Genomic DNA, 14,548 nt, shown 5'->3' with positions numbered 1-14,548 from the left:
TTGTGCGTGAATTACTATATAAACACCTTTCCTCTCCTCTTTTGCTATAAATAAAACTTATGACAAAAGAGCTGTGCATACGTCAGCATAGACGCTTGCACAGCTCTTTTATCTCAAATCTGTAAACTTTTTCCTTAAAGCTTCTTCATCTTGCGCAGCGCTTCTCGCGCCGCTCCCTGTTCAGCTTCCTTCTTATTGCGACCCTTGCCTGTGCCGTAGACCGCATCGTTGATGCGCACGGCAAATTCGAAGGTCTTGTCGTGATCAGGACCCGTTTCGGTCAAAAGTTCGTAGGCGATCTTACGATCAACGTGCTTTTGCACGACTTCCTGCAAGGTCGTTTTGTAGTCCTTCATATTTTCGCCGCTGTCGATGGTTAGAAGTTCATCATGCAGCTGCTTCAAAACATATTCATACGCCGTCTGCCAGCCGCGGTCGAGGTAGATCGCGCCGATGACGGCTTCAAAGGCGTCAGCGAGCATGGACGGACGATGCCCGCCGCCCATCGACGCTTCTCCATGACCGAGCAGCAGATACTCGCCGAGCTTGAGTTCTGCCGCACGCCGCGAGAGCGTCGCTTCGCGAACGATGGAGGCGCGCGCCTTCGTCAGTTCACCTTCCGGACGCTTGGGAAATCGCTCGAAGAGATATGTGCTCGTCGCCAATTCCAGAACCGCATCCCCCAAGAACTCCAAGCGCTCGTTGTGCACCACGCCTTTGTTCTTCGCCTCGTTTGCGTAGGAAGTATGCGTGAGCGCTTCATGCAGCAGCACGATGTCCTGAAACTCAATGCCAAGATGCGCAGAGAGCGCCAAGAGAGCCTCCTGACGCTTATTTGACAAAACTTCCGACGCCTTTTTCATGCTCGGAACTTCTTCAATACGAGGCAGGCATTATGTCCTCCGAAACCAAAGGAGTTGGAGAGCGCAGCGCGTACTTTTTTCTCCTTTGCCTTATTCGGTACATAGTCAAGATCCAGCCCTTCATCGGGAGTTTCGTAGTTGATCGTCGGCGGCAGCATGTCATTTTCGACAGCAAGCGCCGTAGCGATGCATTCGACGCCTCCGGCGGCGCCGAGGAGATGACCCGTCATGGATTTGATGGAGCTGACGGATATATCCTTCGCCGCCGCGCCGAATGTCGTCTTGATCGCCTCCGTCTCACCTTTGTCGTTCATGTGCGTCGATGTGCCGTGTGCGTTTACATAGTCGATGTCAGCGGGCGTAAGTCCTGCATCCTCGATCGCGCGCGCCATGCACTTCGCCTGATATTCACCATGCGGCGCAGGGCTTGTGACATGATAGGCGTCGGCATTCGCACCGTAGCCGACAAGCTCGGCGTAGATGTGCGCACCGCGCTTCTCGGCATGTGCAAGGCTTTCCAATACAACGATACCCGAGCCTTCACCCATGACGAAGCCGCTGCGGTTCTTATCAAAGGGGCGCGAAGCGTGCGTCGGATCGTCGTTGTGATCGGCGCAAAGAGCTTTCATCGCGCAGAATCCTGCAACGGCTGCCTCCGAGATGCTCGCTTCCGTGCCGCCGGCAACAGCGACGTCCGCCTTGCCGATTTCGATGGCGCGAAAAGCGTGACCGATGCAGTCCGTACCTGTCGCACAAGCCGTCACAATGCACGCGGACGGTCCGTGCAGACCGTAGGTGATGGCGACTTGTCCCGCTGCCATATTCGCAATCATCATCGGGATAAAAAACGGACTGATCTTCGACGGTCCCTTGTCGAAAAGTTTTTCGTACTGGCTGTGCATCGTTTCGATGCCGCCGATGCCGGCGCCAATGAACGTACCGATACGCTCTCTATCCTCTTTTTCAAGGTCGAGCTTCGCATCCTCGATGGCAAGCTTCGCCGCTGCGACGGCGAACTGCGTATAGCGATCCATGCGCTTTGCTTCCTTCTTGTCGATGTACGCGCCCGGTTCAAAATCCTTGACTTCGCCTGCGATCTGCGCGTTGCAGCCGGATGCATCGAAATGCGTGATCTTGCCAATGCCGTTTTTTCCGGCAAGAAGCGCTTCCCAAAACGCCTCTTTGCCAATGCCGATCGGCGTAATCGCGCCCAGACCCGTTATGACTACACGATTGCTCAAGCTAGACACCTCACTCTGTCTTTCCTATGAAACATTTGAATCTTCTTCCTCTGTCTCAGGAGATTTAACTGATTGCCGCAACTTCAGCGGTCAATCGGCGGAAAATTTCCTTGACCGAAAGGATTTCTTTGATGCGGGAAATGTACTCGCCTGAAAAAACAAGCCCCGTCTCTACATCGCCCTGTTCGGCACGAATGAGCGCACGAATGATACAGAAGTTGTGCGCACATTCCTTGAGACAGTTGTCGCATTGTTTGGGCGGTACGTTGCCTTTCATGATGCGCTCGGCGAAAGGATTTCGAACGGCACGCCCCGGCAAACCCACGGGGCTGTGGATGAGAACGATGTCCTCGGGCTGCGCCTTCAAATAAAACTCCTTCAAAGCGGGAGCTGCATTCGACTCCTCACTCGCAGCGAAGCGCGAGCCCATCTGCACGCCGTCGGCGCCCATCTTTATGAGATCAACCATGTCCTGACCCGTGAGAACGCCGCCCGCCGCCACGACGGGGATGTCCACAGCCTTGCGGATATCGGGAATCAGCTCTCGCACGGAAGTGTCCGTGCCGAGATGTCCGCCGGCTTCCTTGCCCTCGACGACGATCGCCGAGGCGCCAAGACGCTGTGAAATTTTCGCAAGTTTAACAGAGGAGACAATGGGTACGATCGGCGTCCCCGATTCCTTGCCCAAGCCGAACATATCGCGTGAAAAGCCCGCACCCGCCACAACGAGATCGATGCCCTCACTGATCGCCGTCTTTACAACTCGGCTGAATTCCCTCGCCGCTACCATAATGTTGATGCCGATGATGCCCTTTGTCAACGAACGAGCCAAGCGTATCTCATAACGCAGTTCATCATCGTTCAATCCCGATGCGGCGATGAGGCCGACGCCCCCCTGACTGGCCACCGCAGCAGCCAGCTTTGCCGTCGATAGGCGAATGGCCATTCCACCTTGAATGATGGGGATCTTTGCTATCTTTTCGCCAATTTTCAGCTCTGGAAGCTTCAACTTCACTCCTCCAATCGAGGGAAGATCTGATACATCAGTTTCCCTTGGAAATTTCTTCCTCTTAAGAAAATCCCGTGAAGAAACTTCACGGGATTTTCTTCAGGAATGGTAAGACGAGCCTAGAAATTTACTTGCCCTCGTCTTCTTTGTGCTGGTCAATGTAAGTTACGACATCCTGAACGGTCTTGATCTTTTCCGCTGCTTCGTCCGGAATCTCGATACCGAATTCCTCTTCAAATGCCATGATGAGCTCAACGATATCCAAGGAGTCCGCTCCCAGATCGTCAATAAAAGTAGAATCGATGGAAACCTCATCCGCTTCAACGCCGAGCTGCTCCACAACGATATCTTTCACTTTATCAAAAGTCGCCACTACAATTCACCTCCCTCCGGTGTCACTTCTTGGGACTCACTGTCTTTTTCAATGTTTCCCTCTATAATTTATATCACATGACCAAACCGCCGTCTACATTGACAACCTGACCTGTGATATAGGACGCTTGATCTGATACGAGGAAAAGGACGGCGTTTGCAATATCTTTCGGCTCACCCATCTTGCCGAGCGGGATGTCGGCGATGATCTTTTCCTTCACTTTTTCCGGCAGCACAGCCGTCATATCCGTATCAATCGATCCCGGCGCAACGACGTTGACTGTGACGCCGCGCGATGCCATCTCACGCGCCGCTGCCTTAGAAAAACCGATGACGCCCGCTTTCGCCGCCGCATAATTCGTCTGTCCAACATTTCCCACAAGCCCAACGACAGACGCCATATTGACGATGCGCCCCGTGCGCTTCTTCATCATGAGTTTCGATACGACCTTCGTACAATAGTATACACCCTTGAGATTCGTATCCAAGACCTTGTCAAAGTCTTCATCCTTCATCCGCATGAGCAGGGTGTCGCGCGTAATGCCTGCGTTGTTCACAAGAATGTCAATCGTGCCGAATTCCTTAACGACGCTTTCCACCATCGCATCAACGGCTTTGCTGTCTGCGACATCCGCCTGACAAAGCATCGCCTTGCCGCCCGCCGCCTCAATGACAGACTTTACCTCTTCGGCGGCTTTGACATTCCCCGCATAGTTGACAGCGACCTGCGCCCCCTCCTCTGCAAGGCGCAGAGCGATGGCGCGGCCAATACCGCGCGAAGCACCCGTCACAAGTGCCGTCTTGCCGTCTAAAAGCATATTAACGAACCTCCTTAAAATAGTCAAGCGTTTTTTGCAAAGTTTCCAGATTTTCGACGTTCATGCTCGTGATCTTACGGTCAATGCGCTTATTAAAGCCGCAAAGCGTCTTGCCCGGTCCTGCCTCAACGAATACGTCCGCACCGAACGCCTTCATCTTCTCAACGCAGTCTTCCCACTTCACGGGGCTCGCCGCCTGTTTGACAAGGCTTTCCTTGATATCAGCCGCTTTCGTCACGATCTCTGCCGACACATTAGCGACGACAGGGATTTTCGCATCACGAAGCTCGACCTTGTCGAGTTCTGCGGCGAGCTTTTTTGCCGCCGGCTCCATCAACGTGCTGTGGAACGGCGCACTGACGGGCAGGATCACGCTCTTCTTCGCGCCTGCCTCGCCCAGGAGAGCTGCCGCCTTCTCGACGCCCGCCATCGTACCTGCGATGACGATCTGTCCCGGGCAGTTGAAGTTGACCGCCTGTACGGCTCCGACCTCCGCCGAAACCGTCTCGCAGACCTCGACGATTTTTTCGCGATCAAGTCCCATAATTGCCGCCATGCCGCCTTCACCGACCGGAACGGCTTCCTGCATGAAAGCGCCGCGTTTATGGACGAGGAGCACGGCGTCAGAGAAGTCGAGCACATCGGCAGCGACGAGCGCCGAGTATTCGCCGAGACTGTGACCTCCCGTGATCTCGGGCTGGATCCCATGCTCTTTGAGAATCTCGTTTGCAATCACACTGACGGTGAGGATCGCCGGCTGCGTGTTCGCCGTCAGGCGCAGATCTCCTTCCGGTCCATTGAAGCACATGTCCATGATGGAATAGCCGAGCGCCTCGTCCGCCTCACGAAACAGCTTCTTCGCCACATCATACTTCTCGTAAAAATCCTTGCCCATGCCAACCTGCTGGGCGCCCTGCCCCGGGAATACGAATGCGAGCTTGTTCATCGAACCGACCTCTCTTTCATTTAGGAATGGCTGATACATTCAGCCCCCATACTTCACGCATCTGCGCAAATCTGGGCGACTTTATTTTAGCAGCACTTCCTTAGCGTGAACACCTCTTCTTTGCTTTTATTTGCAATGCGCCTCAGCGCCGCTGACGGCGCCGGGCAGCCCCTCCACAATGTTATGTATGATATCTGCGACGGGCAGGATATCGTCGAGCATACCCGAGATCTGCCCGATCATCACGGAGCCGTTTTCAACGTCGCCCTTGTGCGTCGCGAGGTTGAGCTTGCCCGCGCCGAGCTTGTCAAGCTCTTCCGTCGAGGCGCCGCTTCGCTCCATCTCCTCAAACTCACGCGTGAGCTTGTTCGCAAGGACGCGCACGGGATGCCCCGTCGAGCGGCCCGTGACGACCGTCGATCTATCACGCGCTTTCAAGACGAATTTTTTGTAGTTTTCGTGCGCGATACACTCCTTCGACAGCACGAAGCGCGTGCCCATCTGCACGCCCCACGCGCCGAGGGCGAACGCCGCCGCCATGCCGCGCGCATCACCGATGCCGCCCGCTGCGATGACAGGCACATCGACGGCATCAACGACCTGCGGCACAAGCGCCATCGTCGTGATCTCACCGACGTGACCGCCCGACTCCGTACCCTCGGCAATCAGCGCGTCAACGCCCGTTCTGACGAGACGCTTGGCAAGAGCAACGGAAGCGACGACCGGAATGACCTTGCTGCCGATCTCCTTGAGCGCCGGGATGTACTCGCCGGGATTTCCTGCACCTGTCGTCACGACAGGCACGCGCTCGTCTACGACGACCTGCATGACCTCCTTGACGAAGGGCGACATGAGCATGATGTTGACGCCGAACGGCCTCTCTGTCCAACCCTTGCACTTTTGGATCTCCGCACGCAGAACATCCGGCGGCATGTGACCCGCGCCAATGATGCCAAGGCCTCCGGCATTCGAGACGGCAGAAGCAAGCTCTGCCGTACCAATCCAAGCCATGCCCCCCTGGAAGATTGGATACTTTATCCGCAGCAGCTGACAAATACGATTTTCTTCAAACATCCCTTATCCTCCTATATACCCATCTCATGATCGAACAGCTTCTGCGGCAGACTCCCCTGTATCCGCCGCACGGCGTTTCCCGCCGTCGTCCAAAGCCGCTTCGCGGGCCAGATTTTCTTTGATATGCGTGAGGACGTCACTTTCCACATAGTCCTTGGCGACGCGTATAGCACTCGCAATCGACTTCGCATTCGACGAGCCGTGCGCGATGAGGCAGCAGCCGCGCACACCCAAGAGCGGTGCGCCGCCGTACTCTGACACGTCGATCGTCTTGCCGAGCTTTTTCAGCGCCGGCAGCAAGAGAAACGCGCCGATCTTTGCAAGCAGCCCGCCGTTCTTCACGGCGTCCTTCGCTAGACGCACAAGCGTCTTTGCAAGTCCCTCTGCAAATTTTAGCACAACATTGCCGACAAATCCATCACAAACAACGACATCGAAATTCCCTTTGGGTATGTCGCGCCCTTCCGCATTGCCGCGAAAATTCACCGTCGTCATGGCTTTTAGAAGCGGATATGTCGCCTGCGCCTGCTCGTTGCCTTTCGTTTCTTCTTCGCCGATGTTCAATAACCCGACGCGCGGCTTCTCTATGCCAAAGACATGCTCGGCATAGAGCGATCCCATGATCGCCCCCTGCACGAGGTGCTTGGGCTTGCTGTCGACATTCGCCCCTGAATCAAGGAGCAGCGTCACACCCTTCGGCGTCGGCATCGGCGTCGCAATCGTCGGACGGTCCGCGCCTGCGATGCGCCCGAGGATGAACTGCGCCGCCGCTACCGCGCCGCCCGTCGAGCCGGCGGAAAGGACAGCGTCGCAAGAGCCATCCTTGACGAGGCGCGTCGCGACGACGACGGATGAATCCTTCTTCTGGCGCACAGCGGTGACGGGATGCTCTCCCATCTCAACGACCTCACTCGCGTGCAGCACGGAGATGCCTAAGCTCCGCCAGCCTTCTTCCCTGGCGAGAACCTGCATGATCTTCTCCTCGTCACCGACGAGAACGATCTCACAGCCATATTTCTTCGCAGCCCGAACTGCGCCAAAAACGATCTCTTTCGGCGCATAGTCCCCGCCCATGGCATCCACTGCAATCTTCACGAACGATCTTTCCTCCTCAGACACATGCCTCACTCTAGTATCTTCGCTGTCTTTGCGATAATTCCTTTTAGGAATGCAAAAAAGAATGAGCAGGACATAATCGCTTATATCCTGCTCACCCCAAATTTCTTACTCGTCTGCAGCAACGACTTCTCTGCCATCGTAGTAACCGCACTCGGGGCAAACACGATGGGGCATCTTCGGCTCATGACATTGCGGGCACGAAACGAAGCCGGGAGCCGTAAGCTTCCAATTCGCGCGACGCGAATCACGGCGAGCCTTTGACATTTTACGCTTAGGTACTGCCATTCGGGAAACACCTCCTTAGTATGTGCAACATTCTTCTACTTCTTCAAAAGCTGCTCCAAAGCCGCCAGCCTTGGATCGGGAACCATGCGGTCACAGCCGCACTCGCCCTCATTGAGGTTCGCACCGCATTTCGGGCAAAGCCCAAGGCAATCCGGCCGACAAACATTGTGAATGGGCTGAGCAGCAAGAAGTGTATCCCGAATCAACGGCGAAATGTCTATCTTGTCGTCAACGATAGAAAGACCGCTTTCGTCGTCCGTTCGTCGGACTTCTTCAGCAAACGCATAGCTCTCACGAGACGAGACGCACGCAAGGCACCGATCACAGACAAACATTCTTTCGCAGCGCACGCAGCCTGTGAGTCGATAGGACGCGCCCGTGGCAAGAATCTCGCATTCGACCTCAACCGGTCCATCTATGCGGCAATTCTCCGGCACGGCATCCAATTCTTCCGCTGTCGTGACAAACGAAAAAGAAACGCCCCTGCCTATCGCGGCGTTTGCATCAGCAATACAAACCATCATCATTCTGCATCGACCTCAAGGTATTATAGCAAGGCGAAATTTATTTGTCAAGAAAATGCAAGGCTTTCATTCTGACTGCCCATGCGATAGCCGCGAAGGTCGAGCGTCACATAGTTGAAGCCTGCCGCACGCACAGCAGCTTCGATCTCTGCTCGATGCTGCAAAAAAACATCGAACTCACGAGGCTCGATTTCGATGCGTGCAAGTTTGCCGTGATGGCGCACGCGGAGCTGACCGCAGATGAAGCGGCGCAGAGCGTTTTCTGCGGTTTCAACGGCCTGCAGGCGTTCCTTCGTCAATGCGACGCCGTACTCGATGCGCGAAGCGAGACAGGCAGCGCTGGGCTTTGACCACACGGGAATGCCCCATGCCTTTGCCGCCTCGCGTATATCGCGCTTCGTCCACTGCGCTTTTGCGAGCGGCGAGACGACGAAGGGCGCAAGCTCTTCCATCGCGGCAAGTCCCGGGCGATAGTCGTCTGCATCGTCGGCGTTCGTGCCGTCGAGAACACATGGAAAGCCGCGCTCCTTCGCCCAAAGGACAAGCATTTCAAAGCGACGCTTCTTGCAGTAGTAGCAGCGGCGCTCGTCGTTTCTTACGACATCGGGCGAGCCGAGATCGTCCGCCGGAAGAAGCGTCAGAGGAACGCCTGCAAGCTCGGCGCAGCGTTTCGCATCCGCCCGCTCCGCATCGGCAAGGAGTTCGGATACAGCGGTAACGGCAGCGACCTTCGCCGCGCCAAGCGCACGCACCGCTGCCATGAGCAGCACGGCACTGTCGACGCCGCCCGACAGGGCGACAGCAGCCGTGTCATAAGAACACAGGATTTCAAAAAGCCTTGCCTCTTTTTCCTTCTCCATCACTCGCCGAGCCGCTCGCGCAGATCATCGAGCGCTTCTTGACGCACGCGCTTCAAGGGAATCCCCTCGCGCACGGCAATCTCGCGGCAATCGTCGTACTCGGGCGAAAGCGAAACGATCTTGCCGCCGTAGGCGCTGACCTTGCAGCGCACCTTGCCGTGCGGCGTATCGACGAGCGCGGTGTGACGCGTCGCTTCGACGCGCTCATCGACATGCAGCACGCGCATACCGATGCTCGTCGTTTCGGCAAAGAGAAGCGACAGGCATTGCGCTTTTTGCTCCTCTGCCACCAAGACGGACAACTGATGCGCCGGACGGTTTTTCTTCATATAGATCGGCGTCGTCCAGACATCGAGCGCACCGATGGCAAGGAGACGTTCGCTCACATAGCCGAAGAGCTGCGCGTCCATATCGTCGATATTCGTTTCGATCAGCGACAGATCGCGCTTGCCGCCGCCTTTGTAATCGCCGATATAAAGCCGCACGACATTCGGCAGTTCGAGATCCCATGTGCCCGCACCATAAGCGATGCACTCCGTCAGAAGATCGGCAGGCACATACTCGGAGAATTCGGCGAGCGCGGCGAGGACAGCGGCGCCCGTCGGCGTCGTCAGCTCCTTCGCCGCGCCTTCGTGATACGTCGGAAAGAGCCGCAGAAGCTCCGCCGTCGCAGGCGCGGGCACCATCATCAGTCCGTGCTGCGTATGCACCGTGCCGCTTCCCGTATTCACTTTGGATACGAAAATTTTCTCGATTTCAAGATAATCAAGGCAGATCGCGATGCCGACGATGTCAACGATGGAATCCACCGCACCGACCTCGTGGAAATGCACATCCTCGGGCGGCATACCGTGCACCTTACCTTCCGCCTGCGCGAGAACGCCGAAGATCTTCAGGCTCGTATTCCGGACATCCGGCGAAAGCGACGAACGCTCCAAGATCGCACGCACATCGCGCATCGTGCGATGGTGATGCTCATGCCTATGCGCATGAGCGTCACCATCGTCATGTCCATGATCATGACAATGTTCTTCGTGCAAAAGCTCGACATCGACATACGTCGCGGCAATGCCGTTCTTTTTCACCGTGCTGACCTTCAGATGAAACTCGTCCGCTATCGGCAGGCGGCGAAGCTCCGCTTCCAAAGTTTCCAAGGGCATCCCCGCCGCGAGAAACGCACCGAGCAGCATGTTGCCGCTGAGTCCCGAAAAACAGTCCAAATAGATCGCTCTCATCCTTGCACCTCTTTATCTCATCTGATTGATGCGGCTTGCCATCGCACCCGCGCCAAAGCCGTTGTCGATGTTCACGACGGCGACACCCGTCGCGCACGAATTGAGCATCGAGAGAAGCGCCGTCAAGCCTTGGAACGACGCGCCGTAGCCCACGCTCGTCGGCACGGCGATGACAGGCCGCGCGACAAGTCCGCCGACGACGCTTGCGAGCGCCCCCTCCATGCCGGCGACGACGATGACGACATTCGCCGCCAGAAGCTCATCCTTATGCGCCAGCAGACGATGAATGCCCGCGACGCCGACGTCGTAGAGCGTCTTGACGTCGTTGCCCATGAGACGCGCCGTCAGCGCCGCTTCCTCAGCGACAGGAATGTCACTCGTACCCGCCGTGACGACGAGAATGCGGTGCGCTGCATCCTCGCATCGCACCTTGCGCTCGACATAGACGATGCGTGCAACCTCGTCATAGTGCGCCTCGGGCAGGACGGTGAGCACTGTCCGAGCCTTTTCTCCATCGACGCGCGTCGCCATGATATTGCCCTCGCTCTCGGCACGCAGTGTCTTCAAAATCGCTGCGATCTGCTCCGCTGTCTTGCCCGCGCCGTAAACGACCTCAGCGAAGCCTTGCCGCTTCTCGCGCCCCGTATCGACAGCGGCGAAACCCAGCTCCTTTTGCTCCACGACTTTCACCTCGCTGTATGCGGCGTCTCAGCAAGACGCGCACGCATAAAAATCCAAAGAATCGCTTCCAAGATGCACAGACAAAAGGCGCTGTCCTGTACAGCGCCTTTGTCCGCCCATTCAGCCCCTCGGGCCGTGGTTCAAATCGTCTTTCGCCTGCTGCACGACCTGCAGTGCGTTGCTGAGATTGCCGATCAGATGATCAAAGACTTGGTTCGCATAAAGGTCGGCGTCGTCTCTGAGCTGCTTTGCGTTCGCCATCGTCTTTTCCATGATTTCACGCTCCTGCTCCTTCGTCTGCTGCATGATCGCCTTCGCTTTTTCCTCTGCCTGCATGACGATCTCGTTCTTATCGACGAGTTCTGCCGCATACTTCTTCGCCTTTTCGATGAGCGCCGCCGCTTCGTCGTTCGCGCGGTCGAGAATGTCCTGACGCTCCTGCATGACCTTCTCCGCTTTCTGCAATTCCAAGGGCAGCTCACGCCGCAGCTCGTCAACGAGGTGGATGAGATCCGTCTCGTCAATGAGGCTCTTGTTCATCAAAGGCATACGCCTTGACTCGACAACGAGATTTTCTATGGAATCCAAAATATTTTTTACAGCCATCTTTTTGCCCGCCTTTTCTCCAAATTTTTATATCGGAATCAAAGGAACTGCGCTCCTTCAATCATTCATATCTGCAAAACGCCTGTTTATAGCTAATTCTACACACTCGGGTACAAGTCCTGTCACGCGTCCATGAAAATTTGCAATTTCCCGCACACCAGAAGAACTGACGAAGGAATAGCGCGGATCGGTGAGCAAAAACACGGTCTCAATATCGGGCGCGATGTATTTGAGCATCTGCTCCTGCTTCTGTTCGTATTCGTAGTCTGTGACGGATCGCAGTCCCCGCACGATGACAGTCGCACCGACCTTGCGCATATAGTCCGGCAAAAGGCCTTCAAAAGCCCCGACGCGCAGGTTCGGAATGTGGCGCGTCGCCTCTTCCAAAAGCTCCACGCGCTCTTCTACCGTGAAAAACGGCGTCTTGCGAATGTTGTGGAAAACGCCCACGATCAGCTCGTCAAACATGTGACTCGCACGCTCGAAAATATCGACATGACCGTTCGTCACAGGGTCAAAACTCCCCGAGCATACAGCCGTAATCATCGAGACTTCCTCCTAGCCCTTTGCAGTCCGCACAAAAAAGCGCAGCCGCGTCGTCTTGCCATAGCTTTCTTCACGCACGCAGCGAAGCTCCTTGAGCGCCGGAAGCGCTTCTTCATCCGCGCCGTGCTCCACGATCATACAGCCGTCGGGGGCGAGCAGCCCTTCTCTATCCACAGAGGAAAGAGCCTTCTCCCAAAAGCCCCGTTGATACGGCGGATCGCAGAAAATCAAATCGAAGCTGCGCCCCAAAGCGCCAAGGCGCGCTAATACGCGCAGAGCATCGCCGCGCACGATCTCAGCACGCGCCGAAAGCCGCGTCTTTGCCGCATTCTCCTCGATCAAAGGGGTCGTCCTCTCATCGACGAAAAGCGCCGATGCTGCGCCTCGGCTCAAAGCCTCAAGTCCAAGCGCACCCGTACCCGCAAAGAGATCGAGCACACACGCTTCCTCGACGCGCCGTCCAAGGATATTGAAAAGCGACTCCTTGATGCGATCGGCGGTGGGGCGCGTAGCCTCTCCCTTGGGCGTCTTGAGACGACAGCCGCGCGCCTTGCCCGTGATGATACGCATAATTTCACCTCAAAATCAAGGGTAACATTTCATATTTTATCATATTTTTTTCGTTTCGTGAACCGCACCATGCTATAATATTGAAGAATACCCATGCTTTTAGGAGGAACTTTCTTGAAAAAGCGACTGCTGTGCCTGCTCATCCTTGCGCTCTGCACGATCTTTTGCTACCACATAGTCCTGCGCCCCACCTACGGCGGCGCACCGCTCAACGCCGCACGGGAAGCATCCGGGCGCATCGTGTTCGTGCCGCTCGACGGCAGGCCGCCATGCCGCCAGCTCGTGCTCGACGCCGCCGAAATCGCGGGCACGAAAATCGACGTACTGCCCTACGAAATGCAGGACTACTATACAATGCCGGGCGAAACGAAGGATGCGCAGCAGTGGCTTCGCGAAAATCTCCAAACGAGCGACGCCGCCATCCTTTCCATCGACCAGCTCTTCTACGGCGGCTTGCTCGCAGCACGTGAAACCGCAAAGTCGCCCGCTGAAATTGAAGCCTTCGTCCGTTATTTGCGCGAACTGCACGCCGCGCACCCGACCGTGCCGCTCTGCGCCTTCTCCATCCTGCCGCGCATGATCCCGCCCGCGAGCATCGACGACTACTACGACAACAAATACCTCCTTTCCTACTCGCGCCTCGCCGACCGCTATGCACTCTGCGGCGACCCTGCGGACGCAGAAAAAATGCAGGAACTTGAAGCGAAAATCCATCCTGCAAGCCTCGCGCGGTACCTCGCACTCTTCGAGCAAAACGAACGGCTTACACGCGCACTCATCGAACTCGTCAAAGAAGGTACGCTCGATCGTCTCCTCATCGGGCAGGACGACGGCGAAACGTACAGCATCCCGAACATCGAAAAGCGCCGCCTGCAGCAGCTCCTCATCGACGAACAAATCCCTGCGGAAAAAGCCGCCATCGTCCACGGCGCCGACGAACTCGCACTGACGCTTCTCGCCGCCATCTCCGGCGAAAGAATCGGTCGCCGCCCGCAAATCTACCTCGACTGGAACGACGAGGAAACGCCCGACGAAGTTCTGCCCTTCATGGCGATCTCCATGCGTGAAACGGCAATGGAAAAGATCACGCTCTTCGGCGGCGTATGTACGGCATCCGCCGACAGCGCCGACTTCGTGCTGTTCATCAGCGCAGGGAGTGAGAAAAACCTCGGCGCACGCCGAAAAAGCGTCGAGCGCATCGAAACCTATCTCGCGGCAGGCACACCCGTCGCGCTCGTCGATCTCAGCCGTCACTTCGCCGCCGAAGAGACGCTGCTGCCGCTCCTCATCGAACGCGGCGCTCCCATCGAAGGACTTCGCGCCTACGCAGGCTGGAACACGGCAAGCAACTCCGTCGGTACGGCGCTCTCTCAGGCGGCGCTCTTCGCCGCCGCTCGCGAAAAAGCTGCGACAAGAGAAGAAGTCCTCGCACTCCACGCCGCGAACCTCAAGCTGCTCAACAATCGTTTCCTAGAGGACTACTTCTATCTCAAAGATGTCATCACCCTCGTCAATACGGGACTGAAAAAGAATGGCACGAAAAATGTTTACGACCTCGACTTAGAGCGCGACTACCTCGCGGCGACAGAGATGCTAAGAAAGGCTATGGACGACCGCCTGCAAACCTTCAAAAGCACAAAATCCTGCCGCCGCCCCTTCCGCGTCCATCTGCCCGGCGGCGAAAGTACGCTGCTCTTTGTCTATGACATCCAAGCCGACATGAGCTTCCCTTGGCCGCGCACCTTCGAGATCTACTTAGAAACGACGCCTTGGATCGCCGTACAGTAGCGCCACGCCAA

Annotated in this window: 17 protein-coding genes; 1 reads left to right on the top strand and 16 read right to left on the bottom strand. The window is 56.5% G+C overall.

Going from position 1 to position 14,548, the window contains the following annotated elements:
- Positions 1-134 precede the first annotated feature (134 nt).
- The 16 genes from rnc to rsmD form a co-directional block, all read right to left on the bottom strand.
- Complete coding sequence (rnc, locus tag ACO5Z0_RS03530) at positions 135-863, bottom strand: ribonuclease III (protein ID WP_442673115.1); 729 nt, start codon at positions 861-863, stop codon at positions 135-137.
- On the bottom strand, positions 860-2,104 hold the full coding sequence (gene fabF / locus ACO5Z0_RS03525; protein ID WP_485649236.1) for a beta-ketoacyl-ACP synthase II: 1,245 nt from the start codon (positions 2,102-2,104) through the stop codon (positions 860-862). The genes rnc and fabF overlap by 4 nt, the downstream gene beginning before the upstream one ends.
- A 64-nt stretch (positions 2,105-2,168) precedes the next feature.
- The gene (locus ACO5Z0_RS03520; protein WP_485649235.1) at positions 2,169-3,113 is read right to left on the bottom strand and encodes an NAD(P)H-dependent flavin oxidoreductase; all 945 of its coding nucleotides are present in this window, start codon (positions 3,111-3,113) and stop codon (positions 2,169-2,171) included.
- Between the two features lie 127 nt (positions 3,114-3,240).
- Positions 3,241-3,486 carry an acyl carrier protein gene (locus ACO5Z0_RS03515; RefSeq protein ID WP_006191257.1) on the bottom strand — a complete coding sequence of 82 codons (246 nt, stop codon included), beginning with the start codon at positions 3,484-3,486 and terminating at the stop codon, positions 3,241-3,243.
- Between the two features lie 73 nt (positions 3,487-3,559).
- Positions 3,560-4,303: a 3-oxoacyl-[acyl-carrier-protein] reductase gene (fabG, locus tag ACO5Z0_RS03510; protein ID WP_442673118.1), complete on the bottom strand. Its 744-nt coding sequence runs from the start codon at positions 4,301-4,303 to the stop codon at positions 3,560-3,562.
- Between the two features lies 1 nt (position 4,304).
- Positions 4,305-5,249 carry an ACP S-malonyltransferase gene (fabD, locus tag ACO5Z0_RS03505; RefSeq protein WP_485649234.1) on the bottom strand — a complete coding sequence of 315 codons (945 nt, stop codon included), beginning with the start codon at positions 5,247-5,249 and terminating at the stop codon, positions 4,305-4,307.
- A 126-nt stretch (positions 5,250-5,375) separates the two neighbouring features.
- Positions 5,376-6,323 carry an enoyl-[acyl-carrier-protein] reductase FabK gene (fabK, locus tag ACO5Z0_RS03500; protein ID WP_442676647.1) on the bottom strand — a complete coding sequence of 316 codons (948 nt, stop codon included), beginning with the start codon at positions 6,321-6,323 and terminating at the stop codon, positions 5,376-5,378.
- A gap of 24 nt (positions 6,324-6,347) precedes the next feature.
- Positions 6,348-7,418, bottom strand: a complete 1,071-nt coding sequence (plsX, locus tag ACO5Z0_RS03495; RefSeq protein ID WP_442676646.1) for a phosphate acyltransferase PlsX — start codon at positions 7,416-7,418, stop codon at positions 6,348-6,350.
- A gap of 129 nt (positions 7,419-7,547) precedes the next feature.
- Entirely contained in the window at positions 7,548-7,727 is a 180-nt protein-coding gene (rpmF, locus tag ACO5Z0_RS03490) for a 50S ribosomal protein L32 (RefSeq protein WP_009644988.1), read from the bottom strand.
- A gap of 35 nt (positions 7,728-7,762) precedes the next feature.
- Complete coding sequence (locus ACO5Z0_RS03485) at positions 7,763-8,254, bottom strand: YceD family protein (protein ID WP_442673122.1); 492 nt, start codon at positions 8,252-8,254, stop codon at positions 7,763-7,765.
- A gap of 44 nt (positions 8,255-8,298) precedes the next feature.
- Positions 8,299-9,111 carry an ATP-dependent sacrificial sulfur transferase LarE gene (gene larE / locus ACO5Z0_RS03480; RefSeq protein WP_485649233.1) on the bottom strand — a complete coding sequence of 271 codons (813 nt, stop codon included), beginning with the start codon at positions 9,109-9,111 and terminating at the stop codon, positions 8,299-8,301.
- Entirely contained in the window at positions 9,111-10,346 is a 1,236-nt protein-coding gene (gene larC, locus ACO5Z0_RS03475; protein WP_485649232.1) for a nickel pincer cofactor biosynthesis protein LarC, read from the bottom strand. The genes larE and larC overlap by 1 nt, the downstream gene beginning before the upstream one ends.
- 12 nt (positions 10,347-10,358) lie before the next feature.
- The gene (gene larB, locus ACO5Z0_RS03470) at positions 10,359-11,027 is read right to left on the bottom strand and encodes a nickel pincer cofactor biosynthesis protein LarB (RefSeq protein ID WP_485649231.1); all 669 of its coding nucleotides are present in this window, start codon (positions 11,025-11,027) and stop codon (positions 10,359-10,361) included.
- Between the two features lie 120 nt (positions 11,028-11,147).
- Complete coding sequence (locus ACO5Z0_RS03465; RefSeq protein WP_442673125.1) at positions 11,148-11,633, bottom strand: ATP synthase subunit B family protein; 486 nt, start codon at positions 11,631-11,633, stop codon at positions 11,148-11,150.
- 57 nt (positions 11,634-11,690) lie between these two features.
- On the bottom strand, positions 11,691-12,179 hold the full coding sequence (gene coaD / locus ACO5Z0_RS03460; RefSeq protein WP_485649230.1) for a pantetheine-phosphate adenylyltransferase: 489 nt from the start codon (positions 12,177-12,179) through the stop codon (positions 11,691-11,693).
- Positions 12,180-12,191: 12 nt separating this feature from the next.
- Entirely contained in the window at positions 12,192-12,749 is a 558-nt protein-coding gene (rsmD, locus tag ACO5Z0_RS03455; RefSeq protein ID WP_485649228.1) for a 16S rRNA (guanine(966)-N(2))-methyltransferase RsmD, read from the bottom strand.
- A gap of 114 nt (positions 12,750-12,863) precedes the next feature.
- Here rsmD and ACO5Z0_RS03450 point away from each other — a divergent pair, with 114 nt between their 5' ends.
- A complete protein-coding gene (locus ACO5Z0_RS03450; RefSeq protein WP_485649227.1) occupies positions 12,864-14,537 on the top strand; it encodes a DUF4127 family protein in 1,674 nt (557 codons plus the stop codon).
- Positions 14,538-14,548 lie beyond the last annotated feature (11 nt).

This window comes from Selenomonas sp., assembly GCF_057272215.1.
Note: the sequence above shows the minus strand (reverse complement) of the source record. Positions and strands in the feature narration are given on the sequence as shown.